2 protein-coding genes are annotated in these 1,357 nt (G+C 48.0%); both read right to left on the bottom strand.

All coding sequences use genetic code 11. The annotated features are described in order from the left end of the window. Window positions 1-848: GTP cyclohydrolase II RibA (gene ribA / locus R7P67_RS24500; RefSeq protein ID WP_318086272.1), on the bottom strand; the 848-nt coding region annotated here is incomplete at its 3' end. Window positions 849-1,092: 244 nt separating this feature from the next. Then, entirely contained in the window at window positions 1,093-1,293 is a 201-nt protein-coding gene (locus tag R7P67_RS24495) for a PA3496 family putative envelope integrity protein (RefSeq protein ID WP_193239619.1), read from the bottom strand. Window positions 1,294-1,357 lie beyond the last annotated feature (64 nt).

The raw sequence follows: 1,357 nt of genomic DNA, 5'->3' as shown, positions 1-1,357 counted from the left end.
CAAAACGCATAGTCTCGCATATCAGCAGCAAACCCTAAACGCTCATTCGCCTCAACGGTATCCGCACCATCATCCTGCAAGTGATAGGCGCGAATTTTGTTGATTAAACCGATGCCACGTCCCTCCTGACGCAAATAGAGCAGCACGCCGCAGCCCTCTTCGACGATGTTTTGCAACGCACGATTTAACTGAAAACCGCAATCGCAGCGGGTGCTAAATAGTGCGTCCCCAGTGAGACATTCAGAATGGAGCCGAATCAATGGCGCAGGCTGAGACGTCGGGTCGCCATACACCAGCGCGAGATGCTCCTTCCCTGTAGCCGTCTCGATGAAGCCGTGCATCATGAATGTGCCCCACTGAGTTGGCAGCTTAGCTTTGTCGATGAACTTAACCAAATTGTAAGGCTCGACATGTCGCAGCTCTGCGCGTACGTTCATCAAAATTTCTCCTAGGTGGTTCAAACCTTTACCGTCTCCCCCATCTCCCCAAAATGCGTCCTTGTGCGAATGCTCGGTAAGGCAAGCATTGCCCGTGCGCATCAGTTTCTGAGCAAGTTTCGGGTTTTGGAGGAATTTTTCTCGCACAATGAACGCCATAACTGAGAGCTTCATGTTGTCCCAATCGCTGCGAACGAGATGCTCGTACTGACGGCTTAACGCGAACGCTTCATCCGGCGATTGGGCTTTCTGAATTTTGGTTTGCAGTTGGGCATCAACAAATTTCTGAGCTTGATAGTAGTGTTCGCTGGTGGGCCAAGATTGGGAAGATATTTCGACGGGGGCATGACAGAAGTTGGAGAGGAAGCCGTGTGGCTCATCGGGCTCGTAGAAAAGAATCTGATCAACCATATTCGCGCTCCTGCTTAGATGATATGGATAGTCAACAAAAGGCATATCCTACTGATATATCTTTTAGTAACGCCTCTACCATTTGTCAAACCATAGTAAGCAAGCAAAGTGACTTCAGACTGAATAAAAATAAGGTTGGAGAACAAACAAAACGAGCAAGAAACTTCGGTTAAATGATGGGGTTAGCAAATAAAAAGGGCAGCCAGTTGGCTACCCTATGGAGTGGTACACCGAATTGAGAGAATCAGTGAATCAAGCCAAGTTCTCTTGCTTCTTCAATGCTTAACCCGCTTTCGCGGATTTCACGCAGTGCCTCAATGCGACGTCTGGCTTCTGCTGATTTCATTGTTTTCTCTGGCTTCACAACGGTTTCTTCTTCTTCGGGTAATTCCCACTTGTGAGCGATGTTGGTCATCTCGTCATGGTCGATAGAATTAATGGACATATTTCCTCCGAACACACCATGTTTTGGACAGCTAATCTATAGCAAACCCACTGTGCGGAGGTAA

The sequence above is a fragment of the Vibrio sp. Vb0937 genome, assembly GCF_033338855.1.
Note: the sequence above shows the minus strand (reverse complement) of the source record. Positions and strands in the feature narration are given on the sequence as shown.

What these genes read in the sequence shown, in the direction of transcription:
- R7P67_RS24495 (WP_193239619.1), bottom strand. Translation starts at nt 1,293, where the DNA reads ATGTCCATTAATTCTATCGACCATGACGAGATGACCAACATCGCTCAC.